This window comes from Sphingomonas sp. FW306-1B-B10E (assembly GCF_058782005.1).
The window spans coordinates 41,607-57,055 of the sequence record NZ_JBYSXG010000027.1; the positions used below are offsets into that span (position 1 = coordinate 41,607).

Sequence of the window (15,449 nt, forward strand, 5' to 3'; positions counted from 1 at the left end):
GACACCTTCACGTTCGCTAAGCTGTCCCTGCTACCAGGGAGTATCGCGCATGGTCCTGACCGCATTGATCCTGACGTCGCTCGTCCCGTCCACGGCGCTCCCGCCGGCTACCACGCAGGCCCAGCGCAAGCCCGACCTCGGCGACGCGGTCGCGGGCGTCTATGAAGGCGATGTGATTTCCGACGCGCGCGGCGCCTCGCAATCGGGTGTGACGATCACCGTGCGGCGAGTCGGCAAGAATCTGGTCGAGGTTTCGAGCGACTATAAGCGCGTGCCCACCGTCACCATACCGCTCACTCAGGCGATGCGCTCGATCGTCGCCGCGCGCGGCGATGCGGTGTTCGTCATCGATCGCGCCAAGGACCCGCGCCAGCTCTCGCTCACCATCGACGATGCATCGCTTTCAGTGACGCGCCGCTAGGCTGCGCTCTGCGCGCCCACGTCGCCGTAGAGCCGCGCCGCGCGCTCCTCGAAGGCATTGATCATCTTGCGCAGCGCACGATCGAACACCTGGCCGGCGAGCATCTCGAACACGCGGTTCTTGAACTGGAAGTCGACGCAGAAATCGACGAGGCAGCCGCCCTTCCCGTCCGAACGAAACTTCCAGTCGTTGTTGAGGTGCTTGAGCGGCCCTTCCAGATAGTCCACGCGGATATGCCCGGGCCGCTGCTTCTCGACGCGCGAGGTGAAGCTCTCGCGCAATCCCTTGAACCCGACGATCAGGTCCGCGACCATCTGAGTATCGCTGTTCGAGCGCACCCGTACGGCCGAGACCCAGGGCAGGAACTCGCCATAGCGCCCGACATCGGCGACGAGGTCGAACATCTGCTCGGGGCTATAGGGCAGCGCCCGCGTCTCGCTATGCTTGGGCATCAGGCGGCTGCAGTGGCTTTCGCCAGCTTGGCCGCACGCGCGTCGCGCATCTTCGCGAAATCGTCGCCGGCGTGATAGCTCGACCGAGTCAGCGGCGAAGAGGCGACGAGCAGGAAGCCCTTGGCCCGCGCGATCGCGCCGTAGGAACCGAATGCCTGCGGGGTGACGAATTCCTGCACCTTGGCGTGGCGCGGGGTCGGCTGGAGATACTGCCCCATCGTCAGGAAATCGACGTCGGCGCTGCGCATGTCGTCCATCACCTGGTGGACCTCGAGCCGCTCCTCGCCGAGTCCGAGCATGATGCCCGACTTGGTGAAGATCGACGGGTCGAGCTTCTTGACCGTCTCGAGCAGCCGCAGCGATGCATAATAGCGCGCGCCGGGACGGATCGTCGGATAGAGCCGCGGCACCGTCTCGAGATTGTGGTTGTAGACGTCGGGCCGCGCCGCGACGATCATCTCGACCGCCTGTTCGTGCTTGTTACGGAAGTCGGGCGTGAGAATCTCGATCGTCGTCACCGGGTTCGACTTGCGGATCGCCTCGATCACCTTGACGAACTGCTTCGCGCCGCCGTCGGGCAGATCGTCGCGATCTACCGAAGTGATCACGATATGCTCCAGCCCCATCTGCGCCGCGGCGTCGGCGACATTCTGCGGCTCCATCGGATCGACCGCGCGCGGCATGCCGGTCTTGACGTTGCAGAAGGCGCAGGCGCGCGTGCAGGTGTCGCCGAGGATCATCACCGTCGCGTGCTTCTTCGACCAGCACTCGCCGATATTCGGGCAGGCGGCTTCCTCGCACACCGTGGTCAGGCTCTTCGAGCGCATCAGCGCACGCGTCGCGGCGAAGCCTTCCGAGGTCGGCGCCTTGACGCGGATCCAATCGGGTTTCCGCACGCGCTCGGGCCGCGGCAGCGGGGACATCTCGTTCATGCGACGCCAGATAGCGATGCACGCGTGCACGCACAACAACCGCGCGTGCATCGCCGATTGCATCGCGCGAACGCAGGCGGGGTTTGCAAACGCATCGGACGGAGTATGGAGCGGTCATGACCGACTTTACCGACCTGCTCGATGGCTATCAGCGTTTTCGGACCAGCGAATATCGCCGCCACCGCGAACGCTGGGAGGAGTTGCGCGAGGGACAGAGCCCGCGCGTGATGGTGATCGCCTGCTCGGACAGCCGAGTCGATCCGGCGCAGATCTTCGATACCGTCCCCGGCGAGATCTTCGTGGTCCGCAACGTCGCCAATCTGGTGCCGCCGTTCGAGGACGATGCCAGCCGCCACGGCGTCTCGGCGGCGCTCGAATTCGCCGTGACGCAGCTCGAAGTGCCCGAGATCGTTGTGATGGGCCACGGCGCGTGCGGCGGCGTCTCGGCGTCGCTCTCGCAGCGTTTCAAAGGCGCGCCCAATGGCGAGGGTGGATTCATCGCGCACTGGGTCGACATGCTCGACGCGGCGCGTGATCGCGTCGTCGCCGAGCATGGCAACGGCCCGGAGGCGGTGCGCGCACTCGAGCTGGAGACCGTGAAAGTGTCGCTGGTCAATCTGATGACCTTCCCCTTCGTCGCCGCGCGAGTCGCGGCGGGCACGCTCACGCTCCACGGCGCCTATTTCGCGATCGCCGAGGGCGTGCTGCACGTGTTGGGCGAAGACGGTAGCTTCGCACCGGCCTGACGACAGGTTTCCGCAAGTCCGGAGAGACCATGAAGCCCAAGACGATGCAGAAGCTGCGCCGGTACCACCATTATGTTGGCGTGTTCTTTGCGCCGGCGATCCTCTTGTTTGCGCTGAGCGGCGCGCTTCAGACGTTCCGGCTTCAGGAGGAGCGTGGTTATGGCGGCACGCCGCCGGGCTGGATCGTGTGGATGGCAAGCGTCCACAAGGATTCGCGCATGCCGCGGGCAGCGGTGCCCGAGGCCGCGCACCGGCACGAGGGCGACGCGCCGGCACGCGCCACGCCGAAGCCAAAGCCCGCCGGGCAGGCAACGACGCTGCCGATGAAGATCTTCGTCGCCCTGCTCTCGGTCGGGCTGATGGCGTCGACGCTGTTGGGCGTGGTGATCGCGCTCAATAACCGCGCGATGCGACGCGTTTCGATCGCGATGCTGGTAGCGGGCGCAGTGGTGCCGTTGGGGCTGTTACTGCTCTAGGCGGGCGGCGTATCGACTTCGCTTCGGCTATAGCCCCAGCGCCCTCTTCGCCGCCTTCTCCACCTCGGGATCGAGTTCGGGCGGCTCCATCGGCACCTTCGCTTCCAGCGCGTCGGCGATCGCGGTCAGCGCGGCGATCCGCGCCGATTTCTTGTCGTTGCCGTCGATCACGATCCAGCGCGCATGCTTGGTGTCGGTGCGCTCGAACATGTCGGCCATTGCCTTCAGATAGTCGGCGCGCTTGGCACGGTTACGATAATCGTCGAGGCCGGTCTTCCAGCGCTTCCACGGATGTTCGAGCCGGTCGCGCAGCCGTTGGTCCTGCGTCTTCTGGGTGACGTGGACGAAGACCTTGACCAGCGTGGTGCCTGCGGCGACCTGCTGTGCCTCGAAATCGTTGATCTCGTCATAGCCGCGCTGCCACTCGGCCGCCTTCGCGAAGCCTTCGACGCGCTCGACCAGCACGCGACCGTACCAGCTGCGGTCGAAGATCGCGATGTTGTGCTGCGCCGGGAGCCGCCGCCAGAAGCGCCACAGAAAATGGTGCGCGAGTTCCTCGGGAGTGGGCGCCGCAATCGGCCAGACCTCGAAATAACGCGGGTCCCATTCGGCGGTGAGCCGCTGGATGATACCGCCCTTCCCCGCGGCGTCCCAGCCTTCGAACACGATGATCGCGCGGCGCTTGTGGACGATATGCGCGTAGTGGATGTGGCTCAGGCGCTTCTGGAGCTTCTTGAGCGTCTTCTTGTAGTGCCCGTCGAAAGGCTCGCCGGCTTCGTAGTCGCTGAGATCGATGGTCATAAGGGAGCCGTACCCAATTCCCTCTCCCATTGGGAGAGGGGGGAGCCGCGAAGCGGCGGAAGGGTGAGGACAGGAAGGGTGTCCTGCCCTCACCCCTTTCTACTCGCTGCGCTCGCGGGCCCCTTCCCGCTCCCGAAGGGAGCGGGAGATCGGGCTCAGCCCGCCGCCGGATCGACGATTCCGTCGGTGCCCTTCTTTGCCAGATCGGCGGCCACCTGCGGCGCGAGGCGGATGTTGAGTTCCTTGAGCTGCTTCTCGCTGACGAAGCTTGGTGCCTGCATCATCAGGTCCTCGGCCTTCTGCGTCATCGGGAAGACGATCACCTCGCGGATATTGGGCTCGTCTGCCAGCAGCATCACGATACGGTCGACGCCCGGCGCCGAGCCGCCGTGCGGCGGCGCGCCGAACTTGAACGCGTTGATCATGCCCGCGAAGTTAGCGTCGACATCGGCTTGGCTGTAGCCGGCGATCTCGAACGCCTTGTACATGATCTCGGGGCGGTGGTTCCGGATCGCGCCCGAGCTCAATTCGACGCCGTTGCAGACGATGTCGTATTGGAACGCCAGGATGTCGAGCGGGTCCTTGGTCTCCAGCGCCTCCAATTCGCCCTGCGGCATGCTGAACGGGTTGTGGCTGAAGTCGATCTTGCCGGTGTCCTCGTCGGCCTCGAACATCGGGAAATCGACGATCCAGCAGAATTCGAAGCGGCTCCCATCGATCAGACCGAGCTGGTCGGCGACGCGGGTTCGCGCGAACCCGGCGAGCTTGGCGGCCTGCGCTTCCTTGCCCGCGGCGAAGAAGATGCCGTCGTTCGGGCCGAGGCCCATCGCTTCCGCAATCGCCTTCATGCCGTCCTGGCCGTGATTGTTGGCGATCGGACCGCCGAACACGCCGTCCTTCTGCGTCGCATAACCGAGACCGGGGAAACCCTCGGACTGCGCCCAGCTATTCATGTCGTCGAAGAATTTGCGGCTCTTCTCGTGGGTGCTCGGCGCCGGGATCGCGCGGACCACGTCGCCGCCCTCGACCATCGAGGCAAAGCGGCCGAAGCCCGAGCCCTTGAACTGCGTAGTGACGTCGGTAATCAGCAGCGGGTTGCGCAGATCGGGCTTGTCGTTGCCGTATTTCAGCATCGATTCGCGGTACGGGATGCGCTTGAACGGCAGTGCCGAGACGCTGCGCCCCTTGCCTTCCCAGTCCGCGAATTCCTCGAACACGCCGTGGAGCACCGGCTCGATCGCCGCGAAGACGTCGTCCTGCGTGACGAAGCTCATCTCGAAGTCGAGCTGGTAGAATTCGCCCGGGCTGCGATCGGCGCGCGCATCCTCGTCGCGGAAACACGGCGCGATCTGGAAATAGCGGTCGAAGCCGGCCACCATCAGCAGCTGCTTGAACATCTGCGGCGCCTGCGGAAGCGCGTAGAACTTGCCCGGGTGGACGCGGCTCGGGACCAGATAGTCGCGCGCGCCCTCGGGGCTGCTCGCGGTCAGGATCGGCGTCTGGAACTCGGTGAAGCCCTGGTCGATCATCCGCCGGCGCAGCGACGCGATGACGTTCGAGCGCAGCAGGATGTTCTTGTGGAGCCGCTCGCGGCGCAGATCGAGAAAGCGATAGCGCAGGCGGATGTCCTCGGGATATTCGGCGTCGCCGAATACGGGCAGCGGCAGCTCCTGCGCGTTGCTCTGGACGGTCACCTCGGCGGCGCGGACCTCGATCTCGCCGGTGGGCAGGTTCGGGTTCACCACGCTGGCGTCGCGCGCGATCACCTTGCCGGTGACGGTCACCACCGCCTCGCTGCGCAGCGATTCGATCGCGGCGAAGGCCGGGCCGCTGATGTCGGTGACGATCTGGGTGATGCCATAATGGTCGCGCAGGTCGATGAAGACCAGGTCGCCGTGATCGCGCTTGCGGTGGACCCAGCCCGACAGGCGGACTTCCTCGCCGACATTGGCGGCGCGCAGCGCGGCGCAGTTATGGGTGCGATAGATGTGCATGTCGGGGTCCTGCAAAGAGGGCGCCGCCACACCGGATCAAAACCCCGTTGTCAAGCGCCGCGAATGGTGTTCTTCTGTTTGCAGGGGATAGCGACATGGCGATCAAGGCGACACCCGACATCGACGGCATGATCCGTTTCGAAGCGCATGGCAGGGCGTTCGAGGTGGCCACGCAGCGCACGCGCACCGTCACGCCCACTCCCAAGCCCGCCACGCCGCCTGCGCCGGCTCCGCCGCCGCCGACCAAGCAGGGACGCGACTGGCGCCGGGGGTGGCCTGCCTTCCAGGTCTCCGGCACACTCGACGACTCGGAAGTCACGCAAATCCTGCAGGGGCTCGATTTCGACGAGCATGCGTTCGACGGCACGAGCGTACCGATCGTCATCGTCGAAGGCGTCAAGGAGTTCGATGCCGCAAGCCTCGCCCGGCTATCGGAAGAGATCGACAAGCGTTTCGACAGCGTTTCGCTGATGCTCGATATTGAGCCTGACGAGGATTGATGGCGGGCGACGCGGACCCCGATGCCGCGGTACTCGCCGCCAACGCCGCCGCGGTGGCAAGTCTTCGGGATACGGCGAAATGGCTGGTCGGCGGCGTAACCGCGACGGCGGTGGGGATCTTCGCCGGCAGCTCGCTGACCAAGCTCGGCAGTCTCGATTTCGAGGTGCACGCTTCCCGGCTCGGCCTCGCCGGCGCGGGAGTCGCGGTCGGTTTCGTCGGGCTGGCGCTGATCCTCGTCAACGCCATCGCGGTGCTCACCGTGGAAAGCGTCGACTTTCCCGGCCTCACCGAGGCGCGACGCGGCGCGCTCAAGCGTACGCGCGACAAGCTCGACAAACGGTACAAAGGCCTGCTCCCGGGCTCGGCCACCGATCTCGCCGGCCTCCGCCGCAAGGCTGAGCAGCATGAGGTGGGCAAGACCGAGGCGGACCAGGCGTTCATGGCCGAATTCCTCGGCTTCCTCCCCACCTTGATGGGCGAAGGTAGCTTCCTCTACGTCCGCTACAAATTCGCCTCGCTGGTCTGGGCGCTCTATTTCGGCACGCCGCTCGCGCTGGCAGGCTTCGGCCTCTACGCCTGGGCCGCCAACCCGCCCGAGGACAAGCCGCCGCCGAGCAAGCCGCCATTACTGATCCTCAACGCGCCCTGATGCCACATCCTGCGCGGATGCAATTGTTCCCGCTCGAAGACCAGTATATGGGCCCCGGATGCATATCCATGGTCTGATCGAAGACAGCGCGACTCTCGCCAACCTCTGCGCCCGTTTCGCCAACAAGCCGTACATCTGCGTGGACACCGAGTTCATGCGCGAAAACAGCTACTGGCCCGAGCTCTGCCTCATCCAGATCGCTGACGACGAGGAGGCGGCCGCGGTGGACCCGATGGGCGGCATCGACATGCAGCCGCTGCTCGACCTGCTCGTCGACAATGAGGACGTGCTCAAGGTCTTCCACGCCGGCGGGCAGGACATCGAGATCGTCTACAACCTCACCGGCAAGACCCCCCATCCTCTGTTCGACACCCAGGTCGCGGCGATGGCGCTCGGCCAGGGCGAGCAGATCGGCTATTCGAACCTCGTCGACACCTATCTCGGCATCACCGTCGACAAGGGCGCCCGCTTTACCGACTGGAGCCGCCGCCCGCTCGACAAGCGCCAGATCGACTATGCGATCTGCGACGTCACCTATCTCTCCGAGATCTTCCCCAAAATGCTCGAGAAGCTGCGCAAGACAGGGCGGGGCCAATGGCTCGACCAGGAGATGGAGCGGCTCGCCGACCCCGGAAACTACCGCAACGACCCCGACCAGGCGTGGCAGCGCGTCCGCGTCTCCAGCCGCAAGCCCGAGGTGCTCGGCCGCCTGAAGGCGCTCGCCCGCTGGCGCGAGATCGAGGCGCAGGGCAAGGACTTGCCGCGCGGCCGGATCATCAAGGACGAGACGCTCGCCGACCTTGCCGGCACCCCGCCGCGCAAGCAGGGCGACCTCGCCAAGGTCCGCGGGCTGTCGCCGGCCTGGGGCGGCAACGATATCGGCGGCCGGCTGATGGCGGCTCTGGAAAGCGCGCGGCCGATGTCGGGCGACGAGCTCCCGCCGCGCGACGACCGCAAGCCCGCTCTGGGAAAAGACGGCGCGCTCGTCGCTGACCTGCTCAAGCTGCTGCTCAAGATCCGTGCCAAGGAGATCAACGTCGCCGCGCGGCTGCTCGCGCGCTCGGACGACCTCGAGGCGCTCGCCGCCGGCGTCCGAGAGGATCTGTCGATCCTCCAGGGCTGGCGCTTCGAGCAATTCGGCCGCGACGCGCTCGAATTGGTCGAAGGTCAGCTCGGGTTCACCGTCCGCAACGGAAAGCTCAAGATGACTCGAACCGAGGAGCCGTCTTGATGATCCGCATCGTGTTTCCGCTGGCACTGCTCGCCACCGGCGCCTGCACCTATGACACCAAGCCCGAAACGGCCCCGCCGCCGGGCAAGTGCGTCGCCGACGGTCTGGGCGGCCTGACCGGCAAGGCGCGCAGCGAGGCGGTCGCCAAGCAGGCGCTGCGCCTGTCGGGCGCCAAGACGATCCGCTGGATCGCGCCGGGCATGGCCGTGACGATGGACTACCGCGAGGACCGGCTCAATCTCGACATCGACGAGCAGGGCAAGATCACCCGCGCGCACTGCGGCTAATGCCTCGTGCTCCTGCTTTCGCAGGAGCATGACGGTCTCACACCTCCAGCACCGGCTCGCGCTCGAACGCCGCTGCCAGCGCCTTGTGACGCTTTTCGACCGCCTCGCCGTACAGCGCCTCGTCCTGATGTTCGAGCGCCAGCGCGAGCGTGCCGTCCTCCAGCGTGAGGTGCGAACGTTTGAGGGGCGCCGCCACGCCGCCGCTCAACCGCTGCCCCAGCCGGATCGCCAGCCCCCAGAGCCGTGCATGGGCAAGCGACTCCGCATCGGCGAGGCGTTCGAGCGGCGCGGGGCAGCCGGTGCCGCCGCCCAGCGCAGTGTAGAGCGCCTGCGCGAGCACCGCACGGCCCGGCGCGTCGATCGCCACCCAATTGCCATGCAGCGCGATTTCCATGCCGCGTTCGGCGCGAAATTCGGGGTTGGCGCGCCAGCCGACGTCGGCGAGCAGGCACGCCGCATGGCGCAGCCGGGCCAGCTCGGGCGCATCGTCGAACAAGGGCGCGATCCACGCGTCGAGCAGGTCGCCATGCTCGGGGAAACGTCCGGAGCGCTCGCCCTCGTCGCGCGCCGCCGCGATCAGCGGATCTTCGAGCCGCTGATCGGCGGTGAGCCGCTGGTACAGCAGGCCTTCGCGCAAGCCATAGGCCGAGACCACGCTGCCGCTGCTGCCGAGATGGCGCAGCACGCTTGCCAGCAGCGCGGTGGCGTCGCCCAAGGTCGGGATGCGCGCGCTCGAAATGTCGGGGATCGCCTTCAATTCGGCGCGCGGGATCTCGGCCAGCACCTGCTGCAATTCGCCGACGCGGCCGAGCGCGATCGGGTATTGATGCACCACCGGCAGCAAATAGCCGGTGCGGTGCATGTCGAGCCGCGCCAGCGCACGCCACGATCCGCCGACGAGATAGAAAGGCAGCCCCTTCCCGCGCCCGGCCCAACCCGATTCGGCGATCAGCTTGCCGACGCGCCGGTCGAGTGCATCCTTGCCTTCGGCCCGGATCGCGCCGAGCCGCAGCACCCCCAGCGGAAACGACGCGCGATCGGTGATCGTCCCCGCGACGACGCGGACCAGCTCGAGGCTGCCGCCGCCCAGGTCGCCGACCACGCCATCGGCATCGGGGATGCCCGAAAGCACGCCCAGGCCGGAGGCGGTGGCTTCCTCGACGCCCGAGAGCAATTCGACCTTGAGCCCCAGCGCCTCGGCGGCGCGAATCAGTTCGCCGCCATTGGACGCGTCGCGCACCGCCGCGGTCGCCACCGTGCGGATGTCGGTCGACTGCATTTCGCGCGCCAGCGCCGCGAAGCGCGCCAGCGCCGAGCGCGCGCGCGCCAGTCCGGCCTTGTCGATCGCGCCGGTCTCGCTCAGCGAGCGGCCGAGCCCCGCCATCACCTTCTCGTTGAACAGCACCGCCGGCAGCCGCGCCGCGCCTTCGTAGACGACGAGACGCACCGAGTTCGAGCCGATGTCGATGATCGCGGTCCGGGCCTTGGCAGGCGCCGTCCGATGCTCCGGATTGCGGAGGAGCGTGGCCATCAAGCTTCCTTCTTGGCCGCCGCGCGCCGCCGCTTGAGCGACAGCGTCGGCACCGGCTTGCGCTTCTCCAGCGCCGCGCCGCGGCCGGACAGCGACGGGTTGGTCATGAAATAGCGATGCAGATTGAACGGCTCGGCACCGCGTTCGGTGCGGGCATAGCGGCCGTCCGGCTGAAGCTGCCAGCTCTGCTCGTCGTCGAGCAGGTTGGCGACCATGACCTGGTCCATCACCTGGTCGTGCACCGTCTTGTTGAGGATCGGCAGCATGAATTCGACGCGGCGATCGAAGTTGCGCGGCATCCAGTCGGCCGAGGAGATGAACAGCCGCGCTCCGTCGCCCGGCAGGCCCTTGCCGTTGCCGAACGCCCAGATCCGGCTGTGCTCAAGGAAGCGTCCGACGATCGACTTGACCCGGATGTTCTCGGAAAGCCCGGGCACGCCGGGGCGTAGACAGCAGATGCCGCGGATGATCAGGTCGATCTCGACGCCTGCCGCGCTCGCCTCGTAGAGCTTCTCGATCACTGCGGGATCGACCACCGAGTTCATCTTCGCCCAGATCGCCCCGGGCCGCCCGGCGCGAGCATGCGCGATCTCGCCATCGATCATCTCGACCAGCTTGTTGCGCAGGTCGCGCGGACTGATGCTGAGCAGTTCCAGCGACGCCGGCTCGACATAGCCGGTGACGTAGTTGAACAATTGCGCCGCGTCGCGTCCCACCCGCGGATCGGCGGTGAAGAAGCTCAGGTCGGTGTAGATACGCGCGGTGATCGGGTGGTAATTGCCCGTGCCGAAGTGGCAATAGGTGCGGTATTGGCCCGCCTCGCGGCGCACGACCATCGAGACCTTGGCATGGGTCTTCCAGTCGATGAACCCGTAGACCACCTGCACGCCGGCGCGTTCGAGCGCGGTCGCCCAATAGAGGTTCTGCTCCTCGTCGAAGCGCGCCTTCAATTCGACGACCGCGGTCACCGACTTGCCCGCCTCGGCCGCGGCGATCAGTGCGTTGATCACCGCGGGCTGCTTGCCCGCGCGATAGAGCGTCTGCTTGATCGCGACGACGTCGGGGTCGCTCGCCGCCTGCCCCAGGAACGACAGCACGACGTCGAAGCTCTCATAGGGATGGTGGACGACGATGTCCTTGGCGCGGATCGCCGCGAAGCAATCGCCGCCATATTCGCGCACGCGCTCGGGAAAGCGCGCCGAATAGGGGGTGAACTTCAGGTCGGGCCGGTCCTCGTCGACCATCATCGACAGGTCGCCGATGCCGATGAAGCCGCCGGTCTCGGTCAGCAACGCCTCGCTGCCGCCCAGCTCTTCCTTGAGCACCGCTTCGAGATCGGAGGAGATGCCGTCCTCCATCTCCAAACGGATCACCCGCCCTCGCCGCCGCCGCTTGATTGCCGAACGGAAGGTCATGACGAGGTCTTCGGCCTCTTCCTCGATTTCGAGATCGCTGTCGCGCAGCACGCGGAACGCCGCGGAGCCGAGCACGTCGTAGCCGGGGAACAGCAGGTCGGTGAAATGCTTGAGCAGCACCTCGACCGCGACATAGCGCGCCGGCTCGCCCGGCAGCCGCACGAAGCGCGGCATCGTCGTCGGCAGGAGCACGAGTTCGCGGATAGGCTCGCGATCCGACCGGCGGACGAGGTCGAAGATCACGCTCGATCCCTGGTTGGGGATGAACGGAAACGGATGCGCCGGGTCGAGCGCCTGCGGGGTCAGGATCGGAAAGATCTGCTCGCGGAAATGGCCCAGCAGCCAGGCCTCGGTCTCGCCCTCGATCGCGTCGGGCTCGAGCACGTGGATGCCGACCTCATCGAGCTGGCTGCGAATGTCGTGCCAGACGCTCTGCTGGCTGTCGGCAAGGATCTCGGCCTCGGCGGAGATCGCCGCGAGCTGCTGCCCCGGGGTCATCCCGTCGGCCGAGCGTGCCTCCACGCGCTGGAGCTGCTGGCCCATCAGCCCAGCGACGCGGACCATGAAGAATTCGTCGAAGTTCGAGCCCGAGATCGACAGGAAGCGGAGCCGCTCGAGCAGCGGATGCGCGGGATTGCAGGCCTCTTCCATCACCCGGCGGTTGAACGCTAGCCAGCTCAGCTCGCGATTGAAATAACGGCTGCCCTGGTCAGCCGGTTGATCGGTCATCGAAACGCCCCCTGCGGCCTGCGGTCTTGCTGCCTTGTTCATCGCCCTAGGGTTCGTCCGTTTCGGTTATGAGACCATTTGCCGCGAGCACCGCGCGCATCGCCGGGATCGATAGCCGCGTGTCGACCGATTCGGTCTCCAGCACGTCGGCAACGCGCAGGATCGCGACATGGCTGCGTTCGATCCGCTTGGCGAGCCATGCGATCACCTCGGGTCTCGCATGGAGCAGGTGGCGTTCGAAGGCGCGTTCGATCAATTGGGGCATCAGCGCGTCGTCCGGAGGCCCGAGCGTGAGCAAGGGCGACGCGGCGAGCCGCGAGCGCAGGTCTGGCAGCTTGACGTCCCACACCGGCGGCGTCGCCTCGGCGACGATCAGCAGCGGCCGGCGCTCCTGCTGTGCCTGGTTCCAGGCGTGGAACACGTCGGCCTCCTTCGCGCGGTCGGCATCGTCGAGGATCCGTCCGCCGCTCTTCGCCGCGAAGATCCGTGCGAGCAGGCTGCGTCCCGACTTGCGCGGCCCCACGAGCAGGGCCGACATCACCGGCCAGGTCGCCCAATGTTCGAGCTGATGGACCGCGCGCGCGTTCGATTCGCCGACCAGGAATTCCGTCTCGCGCGCCTCGGGCAGTCCGAGCGGCAGGCGCAATTGGCTCATTTGGCCGCCGGGCTGCTCGTCGCCGTGGGCGAAGGCGCCGGCGCGGGCGGTCGTGCCCCGCCGCCGCGGCGGATGAGCAGCACGCCTGCGCCTTCCTGCACCTGCCAGCCGCGCGCCTCGAGCGCCGCGCGCAGGCTCGCGATCGGCCCGTCAAAGCCCACCCGCATCACCGATACGCCGCCCAGCGCCAGGCTGGTGGTCACTGCCGAGCGCACGCCCGGCACCCCGCGTACCGCCGATTCGGAGGCGGTCAGCGCCGCCGCGCTCGGCGTATCGACCTGGACGGTGAAGGTCGCGGTCGCGGCGCTGGTCGCACTCGCTTCCGGCGTCGGCGTCGCCTCCGCGGCAGCGAGCGCTTCGGCCTCGGCGGCGAGCTCCTCGGCGGTCTTGACCCGCGGCGGACGCGTGGCGAGCAAGGCGTCGGGGCGCAGCAGCCCCGATGCGAGCGCCTTTTGATAGGCCTGGTCGAGCCGCACGATGCCCGCGTCGAGCAACGCATCGAGCGAATCGCCATTGTCGACGCGGAGCGCGAAGCTCGCGATCGGGCGTTTGTCGGGCCCGTGATTGGCGGCGAACACCCCGATGATCGGGCCGCCGGGATATTCGCGGCGCAGCTGGACCTCGGCGACGAGCACGTCCGACGCGCCATATTGGTCGAGCACCGTGCGCCACCAATTGCGCCCGCGGCGGATCGTCTGCCCGGCATTGAGCAGCATCGCGTCGGGTCCGGTGCCGCGCAGCCGGACATAGTCGATCGTGCTGCCGCCGGCGCGGAAGCGGTTCCAGGCCTTCGACCAAGCCGTCTCGCGCTCGAACACCCGGCCGGTCCCGCCGGAGAACTCGAGCGGCAGCAGCAACATCGGCGCCGAGCGCGACACCGCGGTCGACACGCCCAGAATACCCCCCGCCTTGCCGCGATCGAACAGCACCCCGAGTTTGGCGATATAACGCGACGGCCCGATCTGCTCGCGCTCGACGACGATTCCGGTGACCAGGGCGTCGAGTGCCGAATCGCCGAGGGTCGATTTCTTGCCGGTCAGCCGCTCGGACAGCATTTCCCAGCCCTTGCGCTGCGCGAGCCGCCAGCCGCCCTGCCGCGCCGCATCGGCGGTCTTGCCCGACACGTCGACCTGGACCCCGGACACCTCGAAGCTGCCCGAGGCGTCGATCGGCACCGCGCTCGCGCCGCCCGCCTCGCCCTGCGCCATCACCATGCCCGCCCCTGCGAGAGCGAGCGCGCCGGCGACACCGATGGCGAGGGAAATGCGGGAAAGCTGCATGCGGCCGCCCTTTTGGCGAAGCGCGCGCGCGAAGCCAAGCGGCGATTGTACGCGCTGCCTGGAGGCGTGGAAGAAGAACAGTGCTTCGAACAAGCTCAGCACGAACGGGGATAGGCGGACCTCCCTCACCACCCGTTCGCCCTGAGCTTGTCGAAGTGCCGTACTTTCTTCGCCGGACGCCGGGGTGACGAATGTACAACTCCCCGCTAAGCGCATCCCCCATGACCGACCCCAAAGCCTATACCTACGCCCAGGCAGGCGTCTCGATCGCGGCCGGCAATGCGCTGGTCCGCGCGATCGGCCCGCTCGCCAAATCCACTCGCCGCCCCGGCGCCGATGCCGCCCTGGGCGGATTCGGCGGGGTGTTCGACCTCAAGGCGGCGGGGTTCAAGGATCCCCTGCTCGTCGCGGCGAACGACGGCGTCGGCACCAAGCTCAAACTTGCGATCGAACATGACGCGCATGACGGCGTCGGCGTCGACCTGGTCGCGATGTGCGCCAACGATCTGATCGTCCAGGGCGCCGAACCGCTCTTCTTTCTCGACTATTATGCCAGCGGCAGACTGGTCCCCGAGACGGCCGAGCGCGTAATCGCGTCGATCGCCGAGGGCTGCCGCCAGGCCGGCTGCGCGCTGATCGGCGGCGAGACCGCCGAGATGCCCGGCATGTATGCCGAGGGCGATTACGACCTTGCCGGCTTCTGCGTCGGCGCTGTCGAGCGCGACCAGCTGCTCGACGGCAGCGCGATCCGCCCCGGCGACGTGCTGCTCGGGCTTGCCTCCACCGGCATCCACTCGAACGGCTTCTCGCTCGTCCGCCGACTCGCCGCCGACAAGGGCTGGAAGCTCGATCGCCCGGCGCTGTTCGATCAGGACGTGATCCTGCTCGACGCGCTGATGGCGCCGACGCGGATCTATGTCGCGAGCCTGCTTCCGCAGCTGCGCAAAAGCACGATCCGAGGCCTCGCCCATATCACCGGCGGCGGACTGCTTGAGAACGTCCCGCGCGTGCTGCCCGAAGGCTGCCACGCCCGCATCGATGCCGCTGCCTGGCCCCTCCCGCGACTGATGGCGTTCCTCCAGGCGCAAGGCAATATCGAGCCCGAGGAAATGGCGCGCACCTTCAATTGCGGGATCGGCATGGTCGCCGCGGTCGCGCCGGAGGATGCCGATGCGGTGTCCGCCGAACTGGCCGCCGCCGGCGAGACGGCGTTCCGCATCGGCGCCGTCGAGCAGGGCCCGCGCGGCTGCACCGTATCCGGCCCCGCCGAGACCTGGAGCGCCCGCGCCGATTGGAGCGCGACGCATGGCGAATAGTCTCCCCTCCCGCTTGCGGGAGGGGTCGGGGGA

Annotated in this window: 16 protein-coding genes; 8 read left to right on the forward strand and 8 right to left on the reverse strand. The window is 67.4% G+C overall.

Translation table 11 applies throughout. The annotated features are described in order from the left end of the window. Window positions 1–49 precede the first annotated feature (49 nt). Entirely contained in the window at window positions 50–421 is a 372-nt protein-coding gene (locus AC3WJI_RS12045; protein ID WP_492757512.1) for a hypothetical protein, read from the forward strand. On the opposite strand, the gene AC3WJI_RS12050 is transcribed toward AC3WJI_RS12045, so the two are convergent. Together AC3WJI_RS12050 and lipA are read right to left on the reverse strand one after the other, a co-directional pair. Then, window positions 418–873 carry a type II toxin-antitoxin system RatA family toxin gene (locus AC3WJI_RS12050; protein WP_492757513.1) on the reverse strand — a complete coding sequence of 152 codons (456 nt, stop codon included), beginning with the start codon at window positions 871–873 and terminating at the stop codon, window positions 418–420. The genes AC3WJI_RS12045 and AC3WJI_RS12050 overlap by 4 nt on opposite strands. Next, entirely contained in the window at window positions 873–1,805 is a 933-nt protein-coding gene (gene lipA, locus AC3WJI_RS12055) for a lipoyl synthase (protein ID WP_492757514.1), read from the reverse strand. Before lipA ends, AC3WJI_RS12050 begins: the two co-directional genes overlap by 1 nt. Before the next feature lie 116 nt (window positions 1,806–1,921). Between lipA and AC3WJI_RS12060 the strand changes: the two genes are divergently transcribed. Both AC3WJI_RS12060 and AC3WJI_RS12065 read left to right on the forward strand, forming a co-directional pair. Next, window positions 1,922–2,551: a carbonic anhydrase gene (locus AC3WJI_RS12060; RefSeq protein WP_492757515.1), complete on the forward strand. Its 630-nt coding sequence runs from the start codon at window positions 1,922–1,924 to the stop codon at window positions 2,549–2,551. A gap of 29 nt (window positions 2,552–2,580) precedes the next feature. Next, window positions 2,581–3,027: a hypothetical protein gene (locus AC3WJI_RS12065; RefSeq protein WP_492757516.1), complete on the forward strand. Its 447-nt coding sequence runs from the start codon at window positions 2,581–2,583 to the stop codon at window positions 3,025–3,027. A gap of 27 nt (window positions 3,028–3,054) precedes the next feature. On the opposite strand, the gene AC3WJI_RS12070 is transcribed toward AC3WJI_RS12065, so the two are convergent. Next, window positions 3,055–3,828 (reverse strand): polyphosphate kinase 2 family protein, encoded by a 774-nt coding sequence (locus AC3WJI_RS12070; protein WP_492757517.1) that lies wholly within the window; start codon window positions 3,826–3,828, stop codon window positions 3,055–3,057. Between the two features lie 155 nt (window positions 3,829–3,983). Beyond that, complete coding sequence (gene aspS / locus AC3WJI_RS12075) at window positions 3,984–5,822, reverse strand: aspartate--tRNA ligase (RefSeq protein ID WP_492757518.1); 1,839 nt, start codon at window positions 5,820–5,822, stop codon at window positions 3,984–3,986. Window positions 5,823–5,917: 95 nt separating this feature from the next. Between aspS and AC3WJI_RS12080 the strand changes: the two genes are divergently transcribed. From AC3WJI_RS12080 to AC3WJI_RS12095, 4 genes are read left to right on the forward strand one after another with little or no spacing between them, the layout of a single operon-like run. Further along, window positions 5,918–6,322: a hypothetical protein gene (locus AC3WJI_RS12080; protein WP_492757519.1), complete on the forward strand. Its 405-nt coding sequence runs from the start codon at window positions 5,918–5,920 to the stop codon at window positions 6,320–6,322. Next, window positions 6,322–6,972 carry a hypothetical protein gene (locus AC3WJI_RS12085; RefSeq protein ID WP_492757520.1) on the forward strand — a complete coding sequence of 217 codons (651 nt, stop codon included), beginning with the start codon at window positions 6,322–6,324 and terminating at the stop codon, window positions 6,970–6,972. The genes AC3WJI_RS12080 and AC3WJI_RS12085 overlap by 1 nt, the downstream gene beginning before the upstream one ends. A gap of 58 nt (window positions 6,973–7,030) precedes the next feature. Next, window positions 7,031–8,203, forward strand: a complete 1,173-nt coding sequence (gene rnd / locus AC3WJI_RS12090) for a ribonuclease D (protein ID WP_492757521.1) — start codon at window positions 7,031–7,033, stop codon at window positions 8,201–8,203. Further along, complete coding sequence (locus AC3WJI_RS12095) at window positions 8,203–8,490, forward strand: I78 family peptidase inhibitor (protein ID WP_492757522.1); 288 nt, start codon at window positions 8,203–8,205, stop codon at window positions 8,488–8,490. Before rnd ends, AC3WJI_RS12095 begins: the two co-directional genes overlap by 1 nt. Window positions 8,491–8,527: 37 nt before the next feature. Here the strand turns inward: AC3WJI_RS12095 and AC3WJI_RS12100 are convergent, their stop codons facing one another. The 4 genes from AC3WJI_RS12100 to AC3WJI_RS12115 are packed head-to-tail and all read right to left on the reverse strand — an operon-like array spanning window position 8,528 to window position 14,100. Continuing rightward, on the reverse strand, window positions 8,528–10,021 hold the full coding sequence (locus tag AC3WJI_RS12100; protein ID WP_492757523.1) for a Ppx/GppA phosphatase family protein: 1,494 nt from the start codon (window positions 10,019–10,021) through the stop codon (window positions 8,528–8,530). Further along, entirely contained in the window at window positions 10,021–12,165 is a 2,145-nt protein-coding gene (locus tag AC3WJI_RS12105) for an RNA degradosome polyphosphate kinase (protein ID WP_492757524.1), read from the reverse strand. The genes AC3WJI_RS12100 and AC3WJI_RS12105 overlap by 1 nt, the downstream gene beginning before the upstream one ends. Before the next feature lie 46 nt (window positions 12,166–12,211). Further along, the gene (locus tag AC3WJI_RS12110; protein ID WP_492757525.1) at window positions 12,212–12,820 is read right to left on the reverse strand and encodes a P-loop NTPase family protein; all 609 of its coding nucleotides are present in this window, start codon (window positions 12,818–12,820) and stop codon (window positions 12,212–12,214) included. Next, complete coding sequence (locus AC3WJI_RS12115) at window positions 12,817–14,100, reverse strand: heavy-metal-associated domain-containing protein (RefSeq protein ID WP_492757526.1); 1,284 nt, start codon at window positions 14,098–14,100, stop codon at window positions 12,817–12,819. Before AC3WJI_RS12115 ends, AC3WJI_RS12110 begins: the two co-directional genes overlap by 4 nt. A 221-nt stretch (window positions 14,101–14,321) precedes the next feature. Here AC3WJI_RS12115 and purM point away from each other — a divergent pair, with 221 nt between their 5' ends. Further along, a complete protein-coding gene (gene purM, locus AC3WJI_RS12120; RefSeq protein WP_492757527.1) occupies window positions 14,322–15,416 on the forward strand; it encodes a phosphoribosylformylglycinamidine cyclo-ligase in 1,095 nt (364 codons plus the stop codon). The last annotated feature ends 33 nt before the right edge of the window (window positions 15,417–15,449 follow it).

Coding starts and splice junctions, on each gene's coding strand:
- AC3WJI_RS12105 (WP_492757524.1), bottom strand. CDS start 12,165: ATGACCGATCAACCGGCTGACCAGGGCAGCCGTTATTTCAATCGCGAG.
- AC3WJI_RS12050 (WP_492757513.1), bottom strand. CDS start 873: ATGCCCAAGCATAGCGAGACGCGGGCGCTGCCCTATAGCCCCGAGCAG.
- AC3WJI_RS12095 (WP_492757522.1), top strand. CDS start 8,203: ATGATCCGCATCGTGTTTCCGCTGGCACTGCTCGCCACCGGCGCCTGC.
- AC3WJI_RS12060 (WP_492757515.1), top strand. CDS start 1,922: ATGACCGACTTTACCGACCTGCTCGATGGCTATCAGCGTTTTCGGACC.
- AC3WJI_RS12070 (WP_492757517.1), bottom strand. CDS start 3,828: ATGACCATCGATCTCAGCGACTACGAAGCCGGCGAGCCTTTCGACGGG.
- AC3WJI_RS12045 (WP_492757512.1), top strand. CDS start 50: ATGGTCCTGACCGCATTGATCCTGACGTCGCTCGTCCCGTCCACGGCG.
- AC3WJI_RS12115 (WP_492757526.1), bottom strand. CDS start 14,100: ATGCAGCTTTCCCGCATTTCCCTCGCCATCGGTGTCGCCGGCGCGCTC.
- rnd (WP_492757521.1), top strand. CDS start 7,031: ATGCATATCCATGGTCTGATCGAAGACAGCGCGACTCTCGCCAACCTC.
- purM (WP_492757527.1), top strand. CDS start 14,322: ATGACCGACCCCAAAGCCTATACCTACGCCCAGGCAGGCGTCTCGATC.
- AC3WJI_RS12085 (WP_492757520.1), top strand. CDS start 6,322: ATGGCGGGCGACGCGGACCCCGATGCCGCGGTACTCGCCGCCAACGCC.
- AC3WJI_RS12065 (WP_492757516.1), top strand. CDS start 2,581: ATGAAGCCCAAGACGATGCAGAAGCTGCGCCGGTACCACCATTATGTT.
- AC3WJI_RS12100 (WP_492757523.1), bottom strand. CDS start 10,021: ATGGCCACGCTCCTCCGCAATCCGGAGCATCGGACGGCGCCTGCCAAG.
- AC3WJI_RS12080 (WP_492757519.1), top strand. CDS start 5,918: ATGGCGATCAAGGCGACACCCGACATCGACGGCATGATCCGTTTCGAA.
- aspS (WP_492757518.1), bottom strand. CDS start 5,822: ATGCACATCTATCGCACCCATAACTGCGCCGCGCTGCGCGCCGCCAAT.
- AC3WJI_RS12110 (WP_492757525.1), bottom strand. CDS start 12,820: ATGAGCCAATTGCGCCTGCCGCTCGGACTGCCCGAGGCGCGCGAGACG.
- lipA (WP_492757514.1), bottom strand. CDS start 1,805: ATGAACGAGATGTCCCCGCTGCCGCGGCCCGAGCGCGTGCGGAAACCC.